20 protein-coding genes are annotated in these 20,727 nt (G+C 62.6%); 4 read left to right on the forward strand and 16 right to left on the reverse strand.

Annotated features, from left to right (window positions below; all coding sequences use genetic code 11):
* Positions 1–55 precede the first annotated feature (55 nt).
* A complete protein-coding gene (mnmE, locus tag GM655_RS20150) occupies positions 56–1,435 on the forward strand; it encodes a tRNA uridine-5-carboxymethylaminomethyl(34) synthesis GTPase MnmE (protein ID WP_155436466.1) in 1,380 nt (459 codons plus the stop codon).
* Between the two features lie 24 nt (positions 1,436–1,459).
* Here mnmE and GM655_RS20155 read toward each other — a convergent pair whose 3' ends face one another.
* From GM655_RS20155 to GM655_RS20175, 5 genes are all read right to left on the reverse strand, one after another.
* On the reverse strand, positions 1,460–2,455 hold the full coding sequence (locus GM655_RS20155; protein ID WP_155436467.1) for a GGDEF domain-containing protein: 996 nt from the start codon (positions 2,453–2,455) through the stop codon (positions 1,460–1,462).
* Positions 2,456–2,498: 43 nt separating this feature from the next.
* Positions 2,499–4,232 carry a putative bifunctional diguanylate cyclase/phosphodiesterase gene (locus GM655_RS20160; protein ID WP_155436468.1) on the reverse strand — a complete coding sequence of 578 codons (1,734 nt, stop codon included), beginning with the start codon at positions 4,230–4,232 and terminating at the stop codon, positions 2,499–2,501.
* Positions 4,229–4,612 (reverse strand): response regulator transcription factor, encoded by a 384-nt coding sequence (locus GM655_RS20165; RefSeq protein WP_155436469.1) that lies wholly within the window; start codon positions 4,610–4,612, stop codon positions 4,229–4,231. The genes GM655_RS20160 and GM655_RS20165 overlap by 4 nt, the downstream gene beginning before the upstream one ends.
* Positions 4,613–4,676: 64 nt before the next feature.
* On the reverse strand, positions 4,677–5,288 hold the full coding sequence (locus tag GM655_RS20170) for a response regulator transcription factor (RefSeq protein WP_155436470.1): 612 nt from the start codon (positions 5,286–5,288) through the stop codon (positions 4,677–4,679).
* Complete coding sequence (locus GM655_RS20175; RefSeq protein WP_155436471.1) at positions 5,285–7,468, reverse strand: sensor histidine kinase; 2,184 nt, start codon at positions 7,466–7,468, stop codon at positions 5,285–5,287. The genes GM655_RS20170 and GM655_RS20175 overlap by 4 nt, the downstream gene beginning before the upstream one ends.
* A gap of 304 nt (positions 7,469–7,772) precedes the next feature.
* Between GM655_RS20175 and GM655_RS20180 the strand changes: the two genes are divergently transcribed.
* Complete coding sequence (locus tag GM655_RS20180; RefSeq protein ID WP_155436472.1) at positions 7,773–7,979, forward strand: hypothetical protein; 207 nt, start codon at positions 7,773–7,775, stop codon at positions 7,977–7,979.
* Here the strand turns inward: GM655_RS20180 and GM655_RS20185 are convergent.
* Positions 7,976–8,554 (reverse strand): Hpt domain-containing protein, encoded by a 579-nt coding sequence (locus GM655_RS20185; protein WP_155436473.1) that lies wholly within the window; start codon positions 8,552–8,554, stop codon positions 7,976–7,978. The genes GM655_RS20180 and GM655_RS20185 overlap by 4 nt on opposite strands.
* Before the next feature lie 145 nt (positions 8,555–8,699).
* Between GM655_RS20185 and pssA the strand changes: the two genes are divergently transcribed.
* Entirely contained in the window at positions 8,700–9,479 is a 780-nt protein-coding gene (gene pssA / locus GM655_RS20190) for a CDP-diacylglycerol--serine O-phosphatidyltransferase (protein WP_371866906.1), read from the forward strand.
* On the opposite strand, the gene GM655_RS20195 is transcribed toward pssA, so the two are convergent.
* The gene (locus GM655_RS20195; protein WP_155436474.1) at positions 9,480–10,406 is read right to left on the reverse strand and encodes an aldo/keto reductase; all 927 of its coding nucleotides are present in this window, start codon (positions 10,404–10,406) and stop codon (positions 9,480–9,482) included.
* A 161-nt stretch (positions 10,407–10,567) separates the two neighbouring features.
* On the opposite strand from GM655_RS20195, the gene GM655_RS20200 reads away from it, so the two are divergent.
* Complete coding sequence (locus tag GM655_RS20200; RefSeq protein ID WP_155436475.1) at positions 10,568–11,878, forward strand: EAL and HDOD domain-containing protein; 1,311 nt, start codon at positions 10,568–10,570, stop codon at positions 11,876–11,878.
* A gap of 12 nt (positions 11,879–11,890) precedes the next feature.
* Here GM655_RS20200 and GM655_RS20205 read toward each other — a convergent pair whose 3' ends face one another.
* From GM655_RS20205 to GM655_RS20245, 9 genes are all read right to left on the reverse strand, one after another.
* Positions 11,891–13,036, reverse strand: coding sequence for a D-alanyl-D-alanine carboxypeptidase family protein (locus GM655_RS20205; protein WP_155436476.1), 1,146 nt, complete (start codon positions 13,034–13,036; stop codon positions 11,891–11,893).
* 84 nt (positions 13,037–13,120) lie between these two features.
* Positions 13,121–13,786 carry an alpha/beta hydrolase gene (locus tag GM655_RS20210; RefSeq protein ID WP_155436477.1) on the reverse strand — a complete coding sequence of 222 codons (666 nt, stop codon included), beginning with the start codon at positions 13,784–13,786 and terminating at the stop codon, positions 13,121–13,123.
* A gap of 6 nt (positions 13,787–13,792) precedes the next feature.
* A complete protein-coding gene (locus GM655_RS20215; protein ID WP_155436478.1) occupies positions 13,793–14,110 on the reverse strand; it encodes a (2Fe-2S) ferredoxin domain-containing protein in 318 nt (105 codons plus the stop codon).
* Positions 14,111–14,142: 32 nt separating this feature from the next.
* Positions 14,143–15,276: a VanZ family protein gene (locus GM655_RS20220; protein ID WP_371866907.1), complete on the reverse strand. Its 1,134-nt coding sequence runs from the start codon at positions 15,274–15,276 to the stop codon at positions 14,143–14,145.
* A gap of 16 nt (positions 15,277–15,292) precedes the next feature.
* Positions 15,293–15,889 (reverse strand): ABC-type transport auxiliary lipoprotein family protein, encoded by a 597-nt coding sequence (locus tag GM655_RS20225; RefSeq protein WP_155436480.1) that lies wholly within the window; start codon positions 15,887–15,889, stop codon positions 15,293–15,295.
* Between the two features lie 11 nt (positions 15,890–15,900).
* Positions 15,901–16,839, reverse strand: a complete 939-nt coding sequence (locus GM655_RS20230) for an MlaD family protein (protein ID WP_155436481.1) — start codon at positions 16,837–16,839, stop codon at positions 15,901–15,903.
* Positions 16,839–17,699, reverse strand: coding sequence for an ABC transporter ATP-binding protein (locus GM655_RS20235; RefSeq protein WP_155436482.1), 861 nt, complete (start codon positions 17,697–17,699; stop codon positions 16,839–16,841). Before GM655_RS20235 ends, GM655_RS20230 begins: the two co-directional genes overlap by 1 nt.
* Complete coding sequence (locus tag GM655_RS20240; RefSeq protein WP_155436483.1) at positions 17,699–18,829, reverse strand: MlaE family ABC transporter permease; 1,131 nt, start codon at positions 18,827–18,829, stop codon at positions 17,699–17,701. Before GM655_RS20240 ends, GM655_RS20235 begins: the two co-directional genes overlap by 1 nt.
* Before the next feature lie 66 nt (positions 18,830–18,895).
* Positions 18,896–20,395 carry a B12-binding domain-containing radical SAM protein gene (locus tag GM655_RS20245; RefSeq protein WP_155436484.1) on the reverse strand — a complete coding sequence of 500 codons (1,500 nt, stop codon included), beginning with the start codon at positions 20,393–20,395 and terminating at the stop codon, positions 18,896–18,898.
* Positions 20,396–20,727: the final 332 nt, after the last annotated feature.

The raw sequence follows: 20,727 nt of genomic DNA on the forward strand, positions 1-20,727 counted from the left end.
TGCACAAAAGCCCGTGTTGATCGCGGGCTTTTTTTTACTTGGTTACAATCCCATCATGAATATCGATTCTTCCCCAATCGCCGCGATTGCCACCGCCCCCGGACGCGGCGGCATTGGTGTGGTGCGCGCTTCCGGCAAAAACCTGCAAGGGCTGGTGACGGCGCTGTTCGGCGCTACCCAACTGCAGCCGCGCCACGCCAGTTATCTGCCGTTCCGTCAGGCTGATGGCAGCATCATCGATCAGGGCATCGCCATCTTCTTCCCCGGCCCGAACTCTTACACGGGCGAGGATGTGCTGGAACTGCAGGGCCACGGTGGCCCCATCGTGCTGCAGCTGCTGCTGGCACGGGTGCTGGAAGCGGGCGCTGAACTGGGCTTGCGGCTGGCCGAGCCGGGCGAGTTCACCCGCCGCGCCTACCTCAACGACAAGCTCGATCTGGCTCAGGCTGAAGCGGTGGCCGATCTGATCGATGCGTCGACAGAAGCGGCGGCCAAGTCGGCTTCGCAGTCGCTGTCCGGTGCGTTCTCGAAAACCGTGAATGCGCTGGTGGATGGCGTGACGGGCTTGCGCATGCTGGTGGAAGCCACGCTCGACTTCCCTGAAGAAGAAATCGATTTTCTGGAAAAATCCGATGCGCGTGGCCAGCTCAAGGCCATCGTGGAATCGCTCGATCAGGTGTTCCGTCAGGCGGCGCAAGGCGCGCTGCTACGCGAGGGCCTGAACGTGGTGCTGGTGGGCCAGCCGAATGTGGGCAAGTCCTCGCTGCTGAATGCGCTGGCCGGCAATGATGTGGCGATTGTTACGCCTATCGCCGGTACGACTCGCGACAAGGTCACGGAAACCATACAGATCGAAGGCATCCCGCTCAACATCATCGATACAGCCGGCATCCGCACGGTGGATGACAGCATCGATGTGGTGGAACGCATCGGCATCGAACGCACGTGGGCAGAAGTGGGCAAGGCCGATGTGATCCTGCATCTGCTCGATGCTGATCAGGGGCCTACGCGCGCTGATGAAAACATTATGGCGGCCTTCCCGCCTGAAGTGCCCGTGCTGCGTGTGTGGAACAAGATCGACCTGTCCGGCCACAAGCCTTCCGTCGACGAGATGGCCGATGCCGTGCACGTGTATCTGTCGGCGCACGAGAATCTCGGCATTGACCTGCTGCGCGCGGAACTGCTGCGTATCGCCGGCTGGCAGCAGACGGGCGAATCGCTGTATCTGGCGCGCGAACGCCATCTGATCGCGCTGAAAAACGCCGGTGCCCATCTGGCGCGCGCGGGTGAACACGCGGCGCAGAATGATCAGTCGCTCGATCTGTTCGCGGAAGAACTGCGGCTGGCGCAAGCTCAGCTATCGAGCATTACGGGTGAATTCTCGTCCGACGATCTGCTGGGCGTGATCTTCAGCCGCTTCTGCATCGGCAAGTAAGCAGTCGGCTCAGGCTGTGTGCGCTCAGGTTGATTCTGCTTCGGCTGCCAGCACATGCAGTTCGACGCGATCGCGGCCATTGCGCTTGGCCTGGTACAAACAGCTATCGGCCGCCGCCAGCAGGCTGGCCGCATCGGTCAGATGTTCGCGGTGGAAGCTGGCTACGCCTATGCTGAGTGTGACGTGGGGACGCGTGGCAGCCGGTGCATGCGGCAGTTGCAGGCTGGCCACGCGGGCGCGGATGGCCTCCGCGTGCTGGGCTGCCTGCTCGGCGCTGGTGTCGGGCAGTACGGCGGCAAATTCTTCGCCGCCATAGCGCGCCGCCAGATCGGCCGGGCGCTGCAACATGCCGGCAAAGGCCTCGGCCACGGTCGTCAGGCAGGCGTCACCCTGCTGGTGGCCGAAGTGGTCGTTATAAGCTTTGAAGGAATCGATATCCATCAGCAGCAATGAGAGCTGGCCGCTGTTGCGCTGGGCGCGGCGCAGTTCGCGGTCCAGTGCCACGTCGAAGTGGCGCCGGTTGGCGATGCCCGTCAGCCCATCCACATACGATTGCGCGCGCAGCGCTTCGGCTTGTCCGCGCAACTGCTTTTCCTTGTCCACCGTGATGCTGATATCGCTCACTTCGATCAGGCAGTAATGCTGCTTGCCTTCGGTGAACGGGGTGACGGCGACGGCCTGATCGATGCGTTCGCCGCCCCAGGTGCCACTCGCATACAGCGGGAAGGGCGCGCGCTGGCTAGCCGGCGAGAGCCGTTGCGGCAGCTTGCTCTGCATGGCGCTGTGCACCAGTTGCTCGAGCCGCTGGCCGGCCAGTTCCGGGAACACTTCAAACAGGGGGCGACCCAGTACGCGGCTGGCCGACAGGCCGGAGTGGCTGGCCAGCCACTGGTTCCACACCACCACACGCAAGTCGGGATCGAGCACCATCAGTCCCATGCTGGCCAGCGCCAGTATGCGGGTGGACAAGTGGGCGTGGCCGCTGGCGGCGGCCGGTGTGGCGATGGTGCTGTCGGTCATGCGGATTTCCTTGCTGGGCATGGATGATGACCGATTATAAGCGCTACTCGCTCCCTGCAGGCGTGTAAGCCAGCCGCGCATCCTGGCGCAACAGTTGCGTCATCATGTCGGCCGGAATCGGACGGCTGAAGTAATAGCCCTGGATCAGATCGCAGTCATGTTCGGCCAGATAGGCCAGCTGCTCGGCCGATTCCACCCCTTCCGCTACCACCTTGAGTTTCAGGCTGTGTGCCATGGCGATGATGGCGCGCACGACGGCGGCATCGTCGGCGTTGTGGGGCAGTTCGCGGATGAAGGCGATATCGATTTTCAGCGTATCGACGGGGAAGCGGCGCAGATAGGCCAGGCTGGAATAGCCGGTGCCGAAATCGTCGATGGCGATGCGCACCCCCATGGTCCATAGCGTGGACAGGGTGGCGGCTGTGCGCGCCAGATCTTCCATCAGCGCCGTTTCCGTCACTTCCAGCGAGAGCAGGGCGGGATCAATCTGGTGGCGCTGCAGCGCTGCCGCCACCGTGTCGACCAGCGTGCTGTCACTGAACTGCGGGCTGGCCACATTCACGGCCACCGGCAGAGGGCCGGCTTCATCCTGCGCCCAGCAGGCAATCTGGCGGCACGCCTGCTCGATCACCCAGGCGCCCACTTCGCGGATCATGCCGGTCTGCTCGAGCAAGGGGATGAATTCGGCCGGCGACACGATGCCATGGCCGGGGCGGTTCCAGCGCAGCAGCGCTTCCGTGCCCACCATGCGCCCCGTGCGCAGATGGACTTTGGGCTGGTAGTACAGTTCGAATTCGTCGCTGGCGCAGGCGTGGCGCAAGGCTTGCTCGAGCTGGTAGCGGTGTTGGGCTTGTTCGTTCATGGCATAGGTGAAATAGCTGCACTGATTGCTGCCGGCCTGCTTGGCCTGATGCAAAGCGATGTTGGCGTAGCGGATCAGGGTGGCGGCGTCGACGGCATCGTCCGGATAGAGTGCCACGCCCATGCTGACGCTGAGCGCGCGGCGGCCGTCCGGCAGGGGGAAGGGTTCATGCAGGGCCGCCTGGATCAGGGCGACGATGCGGGCGCTGTCGCTGCTGTGCTCGAGTGCTGGCAGCAGCAGGGCGAATTCGTCATTGCCGAAGCGGGCCAGGCTGGCGCGCGGCGGTGCCAGCCGGTTCAGGCGCTGGGCCAGCAGGCGTAGCACGCCATCGCCGGCCGGATAGCCCTGGGTATCGTTGAGCGTAGTAAAGCCGTCGAGATCGATCAGCAGCAGCGCGCTCGGATGGGGCTGGGCGGCTGCCAGTTGGGTGGCCAGCGACTGCGAGAACAGTTGGCGGTTGGGCAGGCCCGTCAGGCTGTCATAGCTGGCCATGCGCAAGCCATAGGCGCGCGTATCGTTGTACAGCAGCCGCACTTCCAGCAGATTGCGCACGCGGCTCAGCAATTCGCCCGGATCATAAGGTTTGGTCAGAAAGTCCTTGGCACCGGCTTCCAGTGCGGCCAGCTTACTGTCGTGCTGGGCCGAGAGCACCAGCACGGGCAGGTACTGGTCGGCTTCGATCTGGTACAGCGCTTCCAGTACCTGAAAACCATCCATGACCGGCATGTGCAAGTCCAGTACGATCAGGTCGTAGGCATTGCGGCGGTGCAGTTCGGCCACGCCGGCAGCGTCGCAGGTGGCGGTCACATCGGTATAGCCTGCGCTGGCGAGCAACTGGCTCAGGATCTGGTTGCTGAGCTGCTGATCGTCAACCAGCAGGATACGGGCGCGGTGGAGTAGGGCAGCAGCGATCATGACAATGAACTTTGGGGATAGACCTGGGCAATGGCGTCCAGCAGCAACTGGTCATTGACGGGTTTTTGCAGATAAGCCAGCGGTAATTGATGCAGGGCACGGAACTGCTCCTGCGGTTTGGGGTGGCCGCTGATCAGAATCACGCCCATTTCCGGCGCCAGCGTGGCCAGCCGTGCTTGCACGTCGAGCCCGGTCTGCTCCGGCATGTGCACGTCGAGGATCACGCAGCAGGCATGGTGTTCGTTGAGGGTTTGCAGGAAGGCTGCACCGCTGGGAAAGGCACGCGCACTGAGCCCGGCCGAGCGCAACAGGCGCACCAGCGCGCGGCAGATGGCGGCATCGTCATCAACGACGGCTATCCAGGGTGATTTCGTTTCCATGGGGCCACATTAGCGCTGTGCTGATGGGCTGCCTATGGGACTTTGGGCCTATGCCCGTGGCGGACTAGCTATGGCGTACCCGGTCTACCATGCGCACCAGTGCGGCCAGCGAACGTACTTCCATCTTGGCCATCACGCGGGCGCGGTGCACCTTGATGGTCTTTTCGGCCGCGCCCAGCGTGGCGGCCACCTGCTTGTTCAGCAAGCCTTCGATGATCAGGTCCAGCACTTCGGTCTCGCGCGGCGTCAGCGTGGCCAGGCGCTGGCGGATCGCGCCGAGTTCCTGATCCGTGTCGCGTGCGCGCCGGTTGCTGGCGCAGGCATGGGCCACGGCCGTGAGCAGGCGTTCGGCATCGACCGGCTTGGTGAGGAAATCGACGGCACCGAGCTTCATGGCGCGCACGCCTGATTCGATATCGCCATGGCCGGTGAGGAAGATCACCGGCAGCAGGCTGGCGCGCTCGCTCAGGGCTTGCTGCAGCGCCAGCCCGCTCATTTCCGGCATGGCCAGATCGAGGATCAAACAGCCCTCGGCCTGGGCGTCTACGCTGGCCAGAAATGCGCTGGCGCTGGCAAAGCCCTGCACGGCATAGCCGGCCGAGTTGAGCAGCCGGCTCAGCGCCTTGAGGATGGCCGGCTGGTCATCCACCAGATAGATTTGCAGGCCCGTGTTCATGGCTGGCTGACCTCGGCCAGCGGCAGGCGCAGGTGGAAGGTGGCGCCGCCATGGCCATTGTTTTCCGCCCACAGCCGGCCGCCGTGCGCATCCACGATGCTGCGGCAGATCGACAACCCCAGCCCCATGCCACGGGCCTTGGTGGTGTAGAACGGCGTGAAGATCTGTTCCAGCGCGTCAGCAGGTATGCCGCCGCCGCTGTCGCTGATGCTCAGTTGTAGCGTGTGGCCTACGTGGGCGCTGCGCAGCTCGATGATGTTGCTGTGTTCCAGCCGCTGGCTCTGGGCATCGCAGGCATTCATCAGCAGGTTGAGCAGCACCTGCTGCAACTGCACGGGATCGGCTTCCAGGGTCAGCGTTTCGGCACACAGTTCGGTGCGCAGAGTCAGGCGCTGGTGGATCAGGTCGTTGCTGATCAGGTGCAGCACGCTATCGATCAGGCTGTGTGCGCTGATGCGCTGGCGTTGCGCATCATGTTTGCCGAACAGGGCACGCAAGCGCGCAATGATGGCGCCGGCGCGCTGGTCTTCCGTGACGATGTCGTTGAGGATTTCGCGCACTTCCGCCAGATCGGGCGCCGGCTGGCCGAGGAAGCGCTGGGCTGCCTGGGCGTTGCTGAGGATGGCCGTGAGTGGCTGGTTCAGTTCGTGGGCCAGCGCGCCGGACAGTTCGCCCAGCATGGCGACACGCGCCAGATGGGTCACTTCTTTCTGCTTCTGCTGCAGATCGAGTTCGGCCTGCTTGCGGCTGGTGATGTCGAGCGAGACGCCGCGTACCAGCGTGGGGCGCTGGTGGCGGTCGAATTCCACGCTGCCGTGCGAGCTGATCCAGCGCTGGCAGCCGCTCGGCAGTTCGATGCGGAACTCCATATCGTAGCGCGTGGCGCCGAACAGTGTGCTGTCCAGCGTGCGCTGCACATGCTGGCGGTCGGCCGGATGCACGCGCGCCAGCAGATCTTCCAGCGTGAGCGCTGTGCTGTCGTTAAAGCCGAACAGTTCGCTCCAGGCTTGCGACACCCAGATGTGCTGCTGGCGCAGGTCGCGCGTCCAGATACCCAGGTGGGCGGCGCGTGCGGCCAGTGCCAGCCGCTGCTCGCTTTCGGAACTGTCGGCGCGGGCCCGCTGCAGGTCGCGCGCGGCGATCTGCAAGGCCTGCGCCAGTTCGCGCGCTTCGCGGAAGTACAGCCGTGGCAGCGGCAGCGGTACGGCTTGTCCCACCGCCAGGGCTGGCGCGATCAGGGCCTGAATCGAGCGGGTGACGCGGCGTGCCAGCCACAGCGCACAACTGATGCCCAGTGCCAGCGTGATCACGCTGAGCGTAATCAGCCAGAACAGGCTGTGGCGCAGTGGCGCCGTCAGTTCGTCGTGGGGAATACAGAGTATCGAGGTCCAGCCAGTCTGCTCCGAGCGCTGGTACACGAACAGCGAGCGGCGCCCCTCCAGCGTGTAGGATTCGAACATGGATTCGTTCACGCGTGACAGTGGCTGGCGCAGTTCGGCCGGCAATTGCTGGCCGGCCAGCTTGGCCATGTCATGGCTGCGGGTGATGATGCGGTATTGCTGGTCGACGATGCCGGCGCGCCAGCTATCGGGCGTCGGCTGTTCGAAGAGCAGTGGCTGCAGGGTGGCTGGGGTGACTGTCGCATTCAGGCTCATGACTACTTTGCCGTTCTCCACTACGGGCACGGCAATGGTGACTATGGGCTGGCCTGCCAGCGGGCCTATGAAAATGCCGGACACCCCGGGCAAACCCGTATTGCGCGTACGCTGCAGTAGTGGCGAGTCCCTCAGTTGTGCCAGCGGACTGCCGTAGGGGCGCAGTGAGGACAGCAGGATGCGTCCGTCTAGATCGATAAGCAATATGCTATCAACATGCAACTTATCAACCACGGCACTGATGCGCGCATGGAAGGCGCGCAAGTCGCGTTGTTGTAGCAGGTGGGAGCCGGCCAGTACCTGCAGGGCTAACTGGGTGCTGCGCACTTCGCGGTCGGCAGCGGTGCTGATATGGCGTGCATGGTTGAGCGTATTGTCGATCAGCCGGGCTTCCTCCTTACGGTAGAAATTGATCATTAACACAGCCAGGACCAGCACGATGGGCACGATGCACGCAGCCACCAGCAGCGTCAGTATGCGGCGTACACTAGGCGGAGTGGCAGGCTGGGCAAGGCGATCGGTCATCGGGCGGGCGGAGGGGGAGCAGGCGCTGATGATTGTATTGAAGATTACCGAGGGTCACAACTTAACATATGCAAGCGTGGTGCGGGCGCCGCACTATCGATTCCGGCTTTTTAATAAAAAAATATTTCTTCATTCGGACAGGACTGTTTCATGTGCGCAAACGCCCGATTCTGCAACGGCGCTGGCACAGACAGCGGGTATGAACCTGCTATGATGGCTCGCTTGAGAATTCTCATGCACGTGTTATTCCGCTGAAGTAATCTTGCAACGTTGACCTGAGCACGGCCCTGGAAAGGAGGCGATCGTGGATCCGATACAAGAGAGCGTACAGGATGACAATACCGGCGTGCCGCCTGCCGTGGCCACGTCGCCGGCGCCGTTGCGCGCGCGCCAGTCGCTGCCGCCCAAAGGGGCGTGCTGGTATTGCGACAAACCGCTGGATAATGTGCGCCGCTTCTGCGACAAGGAGTGCGCCGACGCGTTCGACGAGGAAAAGGAATATACCCGCTAGGGTTGCAGTGCATCGGCCGGCAGCAGCGCCAGCGCGGCTTCGTAATCAAACTGCAGCACCTGTTCCCGCAGCGCCTGATAGCAGGCCGCTCCGAGCGTATGGCTGAGCGCATCGGCCGACTGTTCCACCAGATCGACGGCCGCACCGTCACCGATATCGAGCAGGCCGGCCAGATGCTGTACCAGCGCCATCGACGTCGGCATATGGCTGGCAGCGTAGGGCGCGGGCGGACCCGGCAGATCTTCCTGCTGCAACACCACTTCTATCTGCACCAGCAAGGCTTGCAGCGCTGCTTCCAGTGCGCTGAGCAGGCTGTCGTTGCCGGCGCTTTCGAGCGCATGGGCCAGCCGCGCGACCTGGCGGGCGCCTATCATGCCGGCCGCGCCCTTGAGCGTGTGGGCGATGCGCGCTGCCACCACCTGATCGCCGGCCGCATGGGCGGCGCGGGCTTCGGCAGGCGCATCCTGATAGCGCTGGCGGAAGCGCCGCAGGATTTGCTGGTACAGCGCACGGTCGCCCATCAGTTGCTGCAGGCCGGTGCCGGTATCGAGGATGTCGGTGTCGGGAGTGGTCATGGCAGGGTCAGTGCTTGCACGGGCGCGGTGGGTTGATTGTCATTTTATGCCAGATTTCAATTTGATAGCAGGCTAGTGTGGGCCCCGGCTCAGGTTAGAATGGCGCTTGCCCGGGCGATGCCCGGTTTTTACTGGATAGACTGCTTTGAAACCACACCACCACGCGCGTGTACAGCGCGCCAAATTTGCCCTGCCGAGCATGGTGACGCTGATGTCGATCGCCTGTGGCTTCGGCAGCATCGTGATTTCCGTCGATAACGCCCGCATCGGCGCGGCGCAGGACTACCGTCTGGCGGCCATATTGCTGGTGCTGGCTGGCGTGTTCGATGCGCTCGACGGTCTGGTGGCGCGCGCCACCAACACCACCTCCGAATTCGGCATGCAGCTCGATTCGATCGCCGATGTGATGAACTTCGGCTGCGCGCCCGGCCTGCTGCTGTACTGCTACGGCTTTGTGCAACTGGGCGCAGAGCAGCCCACGCTGCTGCGGCTGGGCGGCATCGCCAGCTTCTTCTTTGTTGCCTGCGGCGCCTTGCGGCTGGCCCGTTTCAATGTGAATGTGGGACGCACCGATCCGCGCTATTTCGTTGGTATGCCGATCACGGCCGGTGCGGCCTGTGTGGCGGCAGTGGTGGTGGCCTGGCCGCAGCCGCCGGTGACGGCGCTGCATGGCGGCCTGATCGTGGCGCTGCTGTTTGCGGTGGGCAGCCTGATGGTGTCCACCGTACGCTTCCCTAGCTCCAAGCAGAAAAAGAGCCCGCTGGCGCTGGTGTTACTGGTCTTGAATCTGGGCTTGCTGGCCTGGTTGCAGGCACTGTATTTCGCCCTGTTCTTCGCTGTCTACATCGTCTTCACGCTGGCGCTGAATCTGGCGTGGCAGCAGGGCTGGCGCGGCATCGCGCCGCCCCAGATTTTCCACGACTGATCAGGCGACTTCGTGGCCCCTGGCCGCGCGCAGGATGGTGAACCACTGGCTGCGGCTCAGGCTGAACCGGGTGGCTTGCACAGCTTCCGCGATGGCGCTGATGCGGCCTGTGCCCGTCAGCGGGATAGGGCGCGACGGCAGCTGCATAATCCACGCAAACACCACGCTGGCGAATGGTTGCTGCAGTTCGGCAGCCACCTGCTCGATGGCGGCGCGCACGCGCTGACCGGCAGCATCGTTGTTGCTGAACAGACGGCCGCCAGCCAGCGGCGACCAGATCATCGGTGCCACGCCGAGATCCTGCAGACCGTCGAAAGTTTGGTCGAACATCGGGTCGACGTGCAGCGGCGAGAATTCCACCTGGTTGGTGCTCAGCGTAATGCGCCGGTTCAGGCACTCGAACTGGTGACGGCTGAAGTTGGAGACGCCGAAGTGGCGCACCTTGCCGGCCTGGCGCAACGCATGGAAGGTGTCGGCGATGACATCAAAATCCATCAGCGGATCAGGGCGGTGGATCAGTAATAGATCAAGATGGTCGGTGCCCAGATTGCGCAGCGACTGCTCGACCGATGCGCTGATGTGGCTGGCGCTGGTGTCGTAATGCTGGATGGTGTGGGCCGGGCGGGCCGCATTCACCAGCTTGATGCCGCATTTGCTGACCAGCTGCATGCGCTGGCGCAGGCCCGGCTGCATGGCCAGCGCTTCGCCAAACAGCGCTTCCACGCCATAATCACCGTAGATGTCGGCGTGGTCGAAGCTGCTTACGCCCAGTTCCAGACACTGTTCGATCAAGCGCAGGCGCTGCTGCGCGGTGAGCTGCCATTCCTGCATGCGCCACATGCCGGCGACGATGCGGGACAGTGTCAGGCCATCGCGACGCGTCAGGCTGGCAGGGCAGGACAGTGGGTGTGGCTGGGCAGAAGACATGGCGGACCTGGTTAGAAATTGTCAGGCGGCCATTATACCGAGTGGCTGTAACTTTATTACATCGCGGGCTGGATACTTGTCATTGCGGCTAAGCCGCAGCAGTTTGCCTGTATGATCGGGTGATCAGCAAAGCTAGAGGGGGAGTGCAGGTAGTGGGGATTATGTCGTTGTTCAAGCGCTGGCTGGGCGCCGCGCCGCAGTCTGCCGCGCCGGTTGCGCTGGCAGCACCAGTGCCGCTACGGCCGCTCGATGCCATCCCTGTGGTGGTGCGCGCCGAGATCATCGACCAGCGCCATCGCCTGTGCGGCTACCGCTTCCATGCCGTGGCACGCCAGCACGGCACACCGTTGGCCGAAAGCGCCATGGTGGCAGCGCTGCAGGAAGCCCGGGTGCCCGAGTTCGCGGCCCAGCGGCTAGCCCTGATCCCCCTCTCGCTCGATGCCGTAACCTTTGGCCGCCATTTGCCCTTGCTGGCGCCGCACACCCTGTTCCTGCTGGACCGGCGCCATAGCGAGCTGCCGGTTGAGCAACTGGCTGGCCGCATGGCGGCGCTGCGTGCATCGGGCGCCCAGCTGGCCTTGCGCGGCGTGTCGCTGGCGCCGGAAGAAGCGCCTTTGCTGGCACAGTGCGACATGGTGCTGCTGTACCTGAATGAGCATAGCCTGCCGGCCTTCCAGGCCCTGATCAAGCAGCTGCGCCAGCGTTATTCGGCGCTCAAACTGTGTGTGGACGGACTGGAATCGTGGAATGAGCAGCGCATGTGCCTGTCGTGGGGCTGCGATTATTTCATGGGGCCATTCCTGACCACGCGCGACGAGGCCGATAGCAGCGCCAAAGTCGACCAGAGCCGCATGACCTCGATCGAGCTGCTCAACCTGCTGCGCACGGAAGCGGAACTGCCGGCCCTGCTCGATGTGGTCAAGCGCGACCCCGGCATGACTTACCAGCTACTGCAATGGGCCAATGCGCCGGCCAACGGGCTAGGCACGCAGGTGACCAGTCTGCAGCAGGCGTTCCTGGTGCTGGGCCGCAATCAGCTCTATCGTGCGCTGACGGTGTCGATGTTCCGCCTCGGCGCTAGCAAGCATCAGGAGCGCGATGAATCGCTGCTGGAAGTGGCGCTGACGCGCGCCCGTTTTCTGGAGACTTGCAGCCATCTGCCGGCTGCCCAGCGCGATGAGCTGTTCCTGGTCGGGATGCTGTCGCTATTCGATGTGCTGCTTGGCGTGCCTATGGCCCAGTTGGTGGGGAGTATGCAGCTATCGCCCGAAGTACGCGAGGTGCTGCTGGAGAATCGCGGACCTTACGGGCCGTATCTGATGCTGGCGCTGCTGTTCGAGCGCGACAAGGTGGAGCGCGCGCTGGAACTGGCAGGCCGCATGGGGCTGGATGTGGACCGGCTCACGCAGGTCGGTCCGGCCGCCTTCCTGTGGGCACAGGAAGCGCTGCATTACACAGCTGCGGCCAACTGAGTCAGGCAGGTATTACTTCATCCACAGACGCAGCGAATCCCACGCACGGCCGAAGATGGAAGCCTGATCCACGGTTTCCAGTGCCACCACGGGCAGTTCCAGCAGCGGCTTGCCGTCGACCATCATCTTCAGCGTGCCGACGCGGCTGTTTTCGGCCAGCGGGGCCACTAGCGGATCTTTGCGTTCCAGCAGCGGTTTCATTTTGGCGGCCACGCCTTTTGGTACCGTCACCAGCACGTCGTTGGTGAAGCCTATCTTCACGCTGCTATGCGAACCCTTCCAGATTTCTGGCGTCGCAATGGCCTGACCCTTGGAGTACAGCTTGACCGTATCGAAGTTCTGGAAGCCCCAGTTCAGCAGCTTTTGGCTTTCCTGCGTACGCGACTGGTCGGACGAAGTACCCAGCACGACCGAAATCAGGCGGCGTTCGTTGGCGCCGTTGGGACGGTGGGCCGAAGCGATCATGCAGTAGCCGGCCGCTTCCGTGTGGCCCGTCTTCATGCCGTCCACGGTAGGATCGAGCCACAGCAGGCGGTTGCGGTTAGGCTGGGTGATCTTGTTGTAGGTGAAGCTTTTCACCGAATCGATCTTGTAGAACTCGGGGAAGTCCTGAATCACGCGCTTGGCCAGTACCGACAGATCCTGCGCGGTGGAATAGTTTTCCGGACTAGGCAGGCCGTGCGGATTGGCGAAGTGGGTATTGGTCAGGCCCATGCGCTGGGCTTCCTTGTTCATCAGCACCACGAAAGCGCTTTCATCGCCGGCGACGGCTTCGGCCAGTGCGACAGCCGCATCGTTACCGGATTGCACCATCAGGCCGTACAGCAGGTCGTTGATGCTGACCGGGGTGGCCGGATCGATGAACATCTTCGAGCTGGACGAATCCACTTTCCAGGCCTTGGTCGAGACGTTGACCATCTGCTTGAGGTCTATCTTCTTGTCGCGCAGCGCGCCGAAGGTGACATAGGCCGTCATGATCTTGGTCAGCGAGGCCGGTTCGATGCGGGCGTTAGGGTCTTGCGAAGCGATGATCTGGCCGCTGGTGGCGTCCAGCAGCAGCCACGAACGGGCGGCGATGGTCGGTGGCGGCAGGGTTTGCGCAACGGCGTTGGTCAGCATCAGGACACTGGTAGCGAGTGCCGCAATAATTTTCTTCATGGATGTCGGTCAGCTTATACGGTTAAAGGCGCCTACCCGCAGCGGGTAGTGCGCCGGTCAGACGGGAGCAGGAATTATAGAGCTTCAATCGGCGCTTGCGGCGTCCGTTTCAGCTGCGTCTGGCAGATTCGGGCGGTGCCACAGTTGCGTGACCCAGCTCTTGATGTGCTGGAGCTTGCGGTGGAAGAAGTGGTCGGCACCGGGAATCACGATCACGGGGATGTCCTGCGGGCGCAGCCAGTCCAGCACATCGATCAGCGGAATGGTGTCATCGTTTTCGCCGTGGATCAGGATGGTGTCGGCTGGCACGCTGGCCATTTCCCATTTGCCCGCTGCGCTGCCCACCAGTACCAGCCGCTCGGCCGGCGTGCCTTGCGCCGCCAGCTGGTGGGCCAGATGCGATTGCACGAAAGTGCCGAAGGAGAAGCCGGACAGGGCCACCGGCAGGCCAGGATAGCGCTCGGTCATCCATTTATGCAGGATGGCCATGTCCTCCATCTCGCCTTTGCCGTGGTCGTGCACGCCTTCGGAAGCGCCCACGCCGCGGAAGTTGATGCGTGCCGCCACATAGCCCAGATTGACAAAGGTGCGCGCCAGCGTGACGGCCACTTTATTGTCCATGGTGCCGCCATACAGCGGGTGCGGGTGGGCCACCAGCGCGATGCCGCGCGGCGTGTCTTTCGGGAAGTCCAGTATGCCTTCCATCTGGCCGGCGCCGCCGGTCAGGGTAAATTTTTCGATCTTGATCATGGGTGTTTACAGTTTGAGACGCTCGACAACTTTGCCTTGTACCAGATGGCTGTCGATGATTTCATCGATATCGCTGTTATCGACATAGGTGTACCAGGTGCCTTCGGGGTAGACCACCAGCACCGGGCCCTGTTCGCAGCGGTCCAGGCAACCGGCCTGATTGATGCGCACCTTGCCGGCGCCGTTCAGGTTGAGTTCCTTGCAGCGCTGTTTGGCGTGCTTCTGGGCCGCCGCCGCGCCGTGTTCGCCGCAACTGGCGCGGCCATCGTCGCGCTGGTTCATGCAGAAGAACACATGGTGTTTGAAGTACGGAGTGTCGCTCATGGCGGTATCGGATCCGGAAAACTAAGGTGGCGCTATGATACCTCAGGGGCCGCCCGACGGTGCACGGGCAGCCACAGGAACCACAGCGCGGCCAGTGGCCACAGCAGGGTGAGGAACTGGGCCGCACCATTAAAGTTGAGGAATTTGCCCTGCACCCAGGATTGCAGGGTGACCACGAAATACGGGTTGGACGGCGTGGTGTTGATGATCACCAGACTCAATAGCAGGGTGGTCAGGGCCAGCCGGCGCTGTGCCAGATGGGGGGCAAACGCCAGGCCGGCCAGCATGATGGTGCCGATCAGAAAGCCGCCTTCGGCGCCGGGCGTGACCCAGACAAACGCGTTTTCGGGCGAGAACAGCAGCGCCGTGGCCAGCGCCTTGACGATCACGGCGCTGGCGATCAGGCCGCCTACAAGCAGGCCGCGCGGGGCCGGTTTGCGCAGCAGGCATAGCAGTGTGAGCGCGGCGCCTACCATGCCGCAGGCCGTGATGATGGTTTCCGACAGCCAGTACTGTTCCACCGTCAGCACGCTGTCGGGGCGCAGATACTGGGCCAGATCGATGTCGGTATCGAGCAGTTGCGACAGCCATTCCGACAGGATGGGCAGCAACTGGCCCAGCCCGAACAGAAAACTTTGCGGATAGATCTGCGCCAGCGGCCACAGGGCCAGCAGCACCAGCCCGTGGCTGGCATGGGGCGCGAACCAGCTTTTGCGCAGGCGCTGTAGCTCGCTCTGGTCGAGCAGGCGGCGCACGGTCAGCACACCGACGACGGCGCCCAGCATGCAGCCCACGCTATTGGTATAGAAATCCAGATTCGATGAGACCCGGCTGGGCAGATAGGTCTGCACGCCTTCCATCAGGCCGGACAGCAGCAGCCCGCTGGCGCTGGCCAGCAGCAGGGCCAGCCAGCCCTGCAGGCGCGGGTAGAGCGCATACACGATCAGGGTACCGAGCGGCATGTAGCCAACCACGTTGATGATGGCATCGAACTTGGTCCAGTAGCGCGGCATGTCCGTGTGTTCGAGGAAGATCAGCGGCGACAGGCCCTGATTGTGCCAGCCCGTGAACGGGAACCAGCTGGCGTAGACGATCAGTAGCACGTAGACCAGGAGCGCGCCGCGGGTGAACGGCGAGGTCTTGCTGACGGGGCTGTGCTGTTCCACGCGGCGACCCCGGGCCTTACGGTTGCGGCACGCTGGCCAGCCAGACCAGCAGATCGGCGGCCAGCGCGTCGCTGGCTTCGGCCAGTGCCTGAGCGCCGCCGGCGGCATCCGGCGTAGGCGCGGCCACGCTGCGCTGGAAGGTACGCTGGTCGAGCAGACGGTGATTGCGGAACAGCGAGGCGCGCACGTTGAGGATGCCCTGGCTGCTCTTGGCCGTGTCGAAGCTCTGGGTGAACTCGTTGACTTCCATGCGCAGCACGGTAGGGCTGGTGATGGCGTCGGTGGTGGACAGCACTTTTACGCCTGCCTGGGCGAAATTGGCACGCAGGCGCTGGCCCAGTAGCTGAAACGGCGTCGCGGCCCACTGGTTGTAGGCATACGGGCGAGCCTGACGTGCATCGGCATACAGCAGGCGGTACTGCATATGTTCCGTATCGAGCGCCGTCGGGCCGGTAATGTCGGCCACGATCAGGGTGCCGATCTGGCTGCTGGTGCTGGGTGCCGGCAGCGGACCGAAGTCATAGCGTGCCGTGGCCGGCGGCGTGCTGGCACAGCCGCCCAGCAGCAGGGCGCAGGTGGCAAGGGCAAACAGGTGGCGGAGCTGGACTGTCATCGCGGTCTTCCTTATTTGGCACTGGCAGAGAAGCCGGCTTCACCGGGGCCGGGCGGGGTGCCGGGCGCGCCGAAGATCAGGCTTTGCGGGCGGTCGTTAATCTTGTTCATGGTCTTGCGCAGCGCACGCATGGAAGCGCGCGTGTCGTCCGACAGCGAATTTACCTGCGGTAGCGTATCGAGTTCCAGTCCGCCGGCCACCGCTTCTACCGAACCGGCGATGCGTTCGGTGCTATCGGTCAGGCGGGCGATGGGGCCATTCGGTGCCTGCAGTTGCTGCACCATCTGGTCGGCATCGCCAGCCAGCCGGTGGAAGCTTTTCAGCGTTTGCTGGGTCTGTTCCGCCAGCTGTGGCAGGCGTTCCAGCGTCGGCTGCAGCTGTTCCGGCAGGGCGCGATAGGCTTGCGCGGTGGCGCTGATTTCGCTGAAGGTGTTGAGGATGGCGCGCTGATTCTGCTCGCTGAGCAGATGGTTCAGGCGCTGGGTGGCGATTTCGGTCTGGTCGAGGATGGCCTTGCCGCGTTTTTCCAGCACATCGAACAGGCCGGGGCGCAGCGGCACGCGGGCCGGCGTATCGGCATTGGTGGCCAGCCGCGGCGAGCCCACGCTGTCGTCATCGAGCTGGATGAAAGCGATGCCCGTCACGCCCTGATAGCCTAGTGTGGCGAAGGTGGTGCTGGTGATAGGCGCATCCTTGTTGATGTTGAGCGTGACGAGTATCTGGCCCGTGACATTCGGATCGAAGGTGATGCTGGCGACCTTGCCCACCTGCAGACCGCGGTAGCGCACCGGGGCTTGCGGATTCAGGCCCGGTATCGGGCGGGTGGTGGCCAGCACATAGGGCGCGCGCTCGACGCGGTCGCGGTTGAACCAGAGGCCGAACAGGATGGCTGCAATCAGCAGCGTAATCGTGAAGAAGCCGGTAGTGAGGGCATGGGATCGGTTTTCCATCATTGCTCCTGAGGTTTTTTCTCGTTCAGTGCTTCCAGTGCGCGGCGGCCGCGATCTCCGAGGAAGAATTCATGAACGAAGGGGTGATCGACCTGTAGCACTTCCTCGAGGGTGCCGAGGGCAATCACATGTTTTTCCGCCAGCACGGCAATGCGGGTGGAGAGGGCGAACAGGGTATCGAGATCGTGCGTCACCATCACGACGGTGAGGCCGAGTTCGCGGTGCAGCGATTTAATCAGGCTCACAAAGGCTTCCGACAGGTCGGGGTCCAGACCGGCGGTAGGTTCGTCGAGGAATAGCAGCTTGGGTTCCAGCGCGAGTGCACGCGCCAGCGCGACCCGCTTGACCATGCCGCCGGACAGGTCGGACGGCATCTTGTTGGCATGCTCGGGGCCCAAGCCCACCATATTCATCTTCAGCAGCACTGCATCAACGATCAGGTCTTCGGGCAGGGCATGCAGCTCGCGCATGGGCTGGGCGATGTTTTCCAGCACCGTCAGGGCCGAGTATAGCGCGCCTTGCTGGAACAACATGCCCCAGTGGTTGCGCAACTTTTGCAACTGGCCAGCGTCAATTTCGCTGATGTCTTCGCCAAATACCCGCACGCAGCCGCGCGCTGGCGTTTCCAGCCCCAGCATCTGGCGCAGCAGTGTGGTCTTGCCGGTACCGGAACCACCCACGATGGAGAGGATTTCGCCCTGCCGAATTTCCAGATTCAGATCCTGATGCACCACGGTGCGACCGTACTTGGTCCACAGTCCGGTGATTTCCACGATAGGCACGCTGCCGTCCAGCGTCAGTTCGCCATCGCCGCGGCTACCGCCGCAACTGCGTTCGGGGACCAGTGCCGGATTTGCCATCAGAAGAACCCCACACCGCTAAACACGATGGCGAATACGGCATCGGCCAGTATCACCACGGTAATCGCCGTCACCACCGAGGTGGTGGTGCCGTGCCCCAGACTCTCGGTATTCGGTTTGATGCGTAGACCGAAGTGGCAGGACACCAGCGCGATCAGCATGCCGAAGACGGTACCTTTGCCCAGACCTATCATGTAGTTCGCCAGCGGCACGGCATCGGGCAGCTTGGTGATGAAGTATTCGGGCGACAGATTCAGTTCCACCCGCGCCGATACCATGCCGCCTATGAGTGCCATGGTATCGGTCCAGATCACCAGCAAGGGCATGGAAACCGCCAGTGCCAGCACTTTCGGCAGCACCAGCCGGAAGCCGTGCGAAATGCCCATCACCAGCATGGCGTCCAGTTCTTCCGTCACGCGCATTACACCCAGTTGCGCGGTAATCGAAGAGCCGGAGCGGCCTGCTACCAGAATCGCGGCCAGCAGCGGCCCCAGTTCGCGGATCACGCTCATGCCGAGCAGGTTGACCAGATAGATGTCGCCGCCAAAGGCGCGTAGCTGTTGGGCGGACAGGTAGGACAGTACCACCCCGATCAGGAATCCCACCAGCGCAGTAATGCCGAGTGCCTGAAAACCAGCATGGAAAATATTTGCGGAGATTTCCTTCCATGGCCCTTTCATGGGCGCACGGACAAAGCGTCCGGCGTCGATCACCACTTGCCCGACCAGCCGCATAAAGCTGATCAGGTGGATGACGAACTCCATCATCATGAAGCCCAGCTTCATGATCCATGTCAGTCGTTGCGGACGGGTGGCGGGTAGTTCCAGCTTGCCGGTGGCTTCCAGCCGGGTGAAGAACTCTTCCTGTGCGGGAGCTAGCTGCAACTGGGCGGGGCGGGTCTTGCCCCAGGCGTTCCAGAATAGCTGGGCGCCGATGTGGTCCATGCTCTCGATGGCGCGCAGATCCCACTGCGGGCTTTTGTCTTTGAGTGCGAGCAGTTGCTGCTTGATGGTGGCCATGGCCTTGCCCTGCGCCAGAGCGTGCACTTGCCACGTACCGCCCGCCGTGACCGTGGGGTCGGCGGCAGTCGCTTGTGAGAGTGTCAGGATAGGCTCTTTAGCAATGGGCATGGTGTCAGTTTAAGGGACTTTCGCCTTGACCGCTACCTATCCATGCTCGGCGTTGCAGGACAGTACCTAGGCGGCCAGATGGCGCGCCTGGCGTGATGGTGCCGCGGTTTCGGCTCCAGCAGCGCCCCCTTTGAGGCGCGAGCCGGATTCGTTACGGCCCGCATAGTCGCTGGCCAGCAGGGCATCGGCCTCGGTTTTAGCCATGCCGCGCGTCTGCAGCCAGCGCGATACCATGGCGGCCAGACGGTCGAGCGCAATCCGGTGGGTGGCGTCGGTATTCGCGTACAGCCAGTCCGAGAAGGCCATGAACTGGCCGAAAGCATCGTCGCCCAGCAGCACCGGCAGGGTGTTGCCGAAGCGGCCGGAGTTGGCCACCAGATCCCAGTAGCGCGCGAAACGCACCAGCCGCTGCATGGTGGCGAAGTCGATATCGCGGTTGGCCAGGATGGTGTAGGGCGCGTACGGCTCGAAGGTCAGCCCATATTCCTGCGTGTGGCGGATGATGGGGGTGCCGCGCAGGCGTTTCAGGATGCCGAACTGGATTTCGTGGGGATTCAGTGCCCACAGCTTATTAAAGCCTTCGGCAAAGCTGGCGACGGTTTCACCGGGCAGACCGGCAATCAGGTCCACGTGCATGTGCGCATGGGAGTGCTGCGTCAGCCAGCGGATATTGTCGGCAGCCTTCTGGTTATCCTGTTTGCGGCTCACCAGCGTTTGCACGGCAGGGTTAAAGCTCTGGATGCCGATTTCGAACTGCAGGGCGCCAGCAGGGAATTTGCTGATGCCCTCTTTTAGTGTATCGGGCAGGTGATCGGGTACCAGCTCGAAGTGGGCGTACACGGGATCGTCCGGGTGCGCTTCCAGCTTATCGAGGAAGAACTGCATGATCTTCAGGCTGGTCTTGATATTCAGATTGAAGGTGCGGTCAACGAATTTGAACAGCCGCGCGCCGCGTGCATGGAGTGACTCCATCTCGGCGAGAAAATCATCGAGCGGGAACGGCCATGCCGTCTTGTCCAGCGCGGACAGGCAGAACTCGCACTTGAACGGACAGCCACGCGAGGCTTCTACATAGATGGTGCGGTTCTTGATGTCGCTGTCGCTATATAGAGAGTAGGGCAGCTTGATCTGGTCCATATGTGGCTGCACGCCAGCATGGATCTTCATCAGTGGCTTGGGACCGTGCAGGATCTCGCCGCACAGCTTGGGGAAGGTCACATCGCCCCAACCGGTAATCACATAGTCCGCCAGCTTGACGATCTCTTGCTCGTTCGATTCATGCGAAACTTCCGGTCCGCCGAGTACCACCACCACGTCCGGCGCTACCCGCTTCAGCATGGCGACCACGCGGGCTGTCTCTTCCACGTTCCATATATAGATGCCGAAGCCGACGATGCGCGGCGCATGCGCCAATATGCGTTCGACGATCTCGGTGGTCTTGGCGCCAATGACGAATTCCTGCAGCTTGGTCTGCTCCTGCAGTTCGCCCATATTGGCGAGCAGGTAACGCAATCCCAGCGATGCGTGGGTATAGCGAGCATTTAGAGTGGTGAGCAGGATAGTCATGGTGCGGCAAAGTAAACGGGCAAAGGCGGTATTTTACTCTTGTCAGGCGAGGGTTCCCTTGCTATAGTTCGCCCCCTCGCAAAACACGGCGCTCAGCGCTGAGTTAAGAGAGTTGAAAAGTAAGACTTGACGGAATGTTTGAAACGCCTCATAATCTTGCCTCTTCGCTGATGAACACAACGCTTCTCAGCAAGCAGTACCGAATAAGTTCTTTAAAAATTCACAGTCGATAAGTGTGGACGTTTGATGAAAGTGCACACGAAGCTAGTCTTCGTGATACTTAAAAAATATCAAATGTTCACAAGAAATAAATGAAATAGGACGCTTTGTAA

The organism is Pseudoduganella danionis, from assembly GCF_009720775.1.
In the GTDB taxonomy this organism is placed as follows: domain Bacteria; phylum Pseudomonadota; class Gammaproteobacteria; order Burkholderiales; family Burkholderiaceae_D; genus Rugamonas; species Rugamonas danionis.

Coding starts and splice junctions, on each gene's coding strand:
- GM655_RS20210 (WP_155436477.1), bottom strand. CDS start 13,786: ATGATCAAGATCGAAAAATTTACCCTGACCGGCGGCGCCGGCCAGATG.
- GM655_RS20215 (WP_155436478.1), bottom strand. CDS start 14,110: ATGAGCGACACTCCGTACTTCAAACACCATGTGTTCTTCTGCATGAAC.
- mnmE (WP_155436466.1), top strand. CDS start 56: ATGAATATCGATTCTTCCCCAATCGCCGCGATTGCCACCGCCCCCGGA.
- GM655_RS20245 (WP_155436484.1), bottom strand. CDS start 20,395: ATGACTATCCTGCTCACCACTCTAAATGCTCGCTATACCCACGCATCG.
- GM655_RS20235 (WP_155436482.1), bottom strand. CDS start 17,699: ATGGCAAATCCGGCACTGGTCCCCGAACGCAGTTGCGGCGGTAGCCGC.
- GM655_RS20200 (WP_155436475.1), top strand. CDS start 10,568: ATGTCGTTGTTCAAGCGCTGGCTGGGCGCCGCGCCGCAGTCTGCCGCG.
- GM655_RS20160 (WP_155436468.1), bottom strand. CDS start 4,232: ATGATCGCTGCTGCCCTACTCCACCGCGCCCGTATCCTGCTGGTTGAC.
- GM655_RS20175 (WP_155436471.1), bottom strand. CDS start 7,468: ATGACCGATCGCCTTGCCCAGCCTGCCACTCCGCCTAGTGTACGCCGC.
- GM655_RS20195 (WP_155436474.1), bottom strand. CDS start 10,406: ATGTCTTCTGCCCAGCCACACCCACTGTCCTGCCCTGCCAGCCTGACG.
- GM655_RS20240 (WP_155436483.1), bottom strand. CDS start 18,829: ATGCCCATTGCTAAAGAGCCTATCCTGACACTCTCACAAGCGACTGCC.
- GM655_RS20205 (WP_155436476.1), bottom strand. CDS start 13,036: ATGAAGAAAATTATTGCGGCACTCGCTACCAGTGTCCTGATGCTGACC.
- GM655_RS20155 (WP_155436467.1), bottom strand. CDS start 2,455: ATGACCGACAGCACCATCGCCACACCGGCCGCCGCCAGCGGCCACGCC.
- GM655_RS20165 (WP_155436469.1), bottom strand. CDS start 4,612: ATGGAAACGAAATCACCCTGGATAGCCGTCGTTGATGACGATGCCGCC.
- GM655_RS20225 (WP_155436480.1), bottom strand. CDS start 15,889: ATGACAGTCCAGCTCCGCCACCTGTTTGCCCTTGCCACCTGCGCCCTG.
- GM655_RS20170 (WP_155436470.1), bottom strand. CDS start 5,288: ATGAACACGGGCCTGCAAATCTATCTGGTGGATGACCAGCCGGCCATC.
- GM655_RS20185 (WP_155436473.1), bottom strand. CDS start 8,554: ATGACCACTCCCGACACCGACATCCTCGATACCGGCACCGGCCTGCAG.
- GM655_RS20230 (WP_155436481.1), bottom strand. CDS start 16,839: ATGGAAAACCGATCCCATGCCCTCACTACCGGCTTCTTCACGATTACG.